The organism is Mesorhizobium sp. M1E.F.Ca.ET.063.01.1.1 (assembly GCF_003998155.1).
Lineage (GTDB): Bacteria > Pseudomonadota > Alphaproteobacteria > Rhizobiales > Rhizobiaceae > Mesorhizobium.
Window position 1 is genome coordinate 1 of record NZ_RZSC01001286.1, and the last position, 967, is coordinate 967.

Genomic DNA, 967 nt, shown 5'->3' on the forward strand with positions numbered 1-967 from the left:
GATGCCAAGGATGTCGGCGATCCCCTCTTCCTTTTGCCCAAGCCACTCCGCATAGTCATCGAGGAGGAACCACGCAACGGCTGCTCGATCACCAAGCTCCTCTTCGACAAGCGCCCGGCTCAGCACCAAACCGATCAGCTCGCCGGCCGAGACGCCCCGTTTGGCTGCACGCAAAACGATATCGCCCGATATGGCATTGGCGTCTTCGATCATTCGCCGCGCCAGACCTGCAAGGCGATCGTCGTCAAGACCCAAGGAGAGTTCCGCAAGCCGCCGTTTGACGAGCACGTGAAGTATTCGCAGCTCCGATGTCGACGACACGACCATGTTGCGGCCGTGCGTGCGTTGGCGACGATACCGGATCACGTTGATGCCTTGGGCGGCAAGCTGCCGCTTGTCGAGAAGATCGTCATAAGTGGCAACCCACTCCGCCAATTTGTGCACCTCGTCGAACATCCCCTTCAGGCCACCATCCTGGAACGAGATCTGGCGGGCCGGCAGATAATGTTCGTCTGGACCGTGCGACTGGCGCCGAACAACGTTCGCGACGGCGTCGATATAGGCCCAGCCAGCATCTGGCTGACGCGGGCACGTCAGGTAACTCGTCGCCTTCAGTTCGTCTTCGGCGGTGACCCGCCGGTACGACCAGCGGGCCGGCACGTGTTGCAGTAAGGAAGGATTATCCGGCAAAGCCGGAACCGGGAACCACTGTTCACGCGCTTGACGGGAGACAACGTCGTGCAGGAAGGCCACGTCTATCTCGCGTGCTCCGCCCGACTTTGATCCGCCTGCGACGTCGAGCATGACGCCGATGCGCAGCTTCGACATGAAGTTCCGCGATGTCTCGCTGACCACCACCGCATCGGGATCGTTTTCCGATCGTTCAAGCAGCTCGGTGTAGACTCCGGACAAGCGGGCCCGATCGCGATGGCGGACCAGCACATTGCAATGAACTTCTTCCTGGTCC

1 protein-coding gene is annotated in these 967 nt (G+C 60.9%); it reads right to left on the reverse strand.

Translation table 11 applies throughout. From position 1 onward, the window contains the following. Positions 1 to 967: hypothetical protein (locus tag EOA29_RS37995; RefSeq protein ID WP_210213232.1), on the reverse strand; the 967-nt coding region annotated here is incomplete at both ends.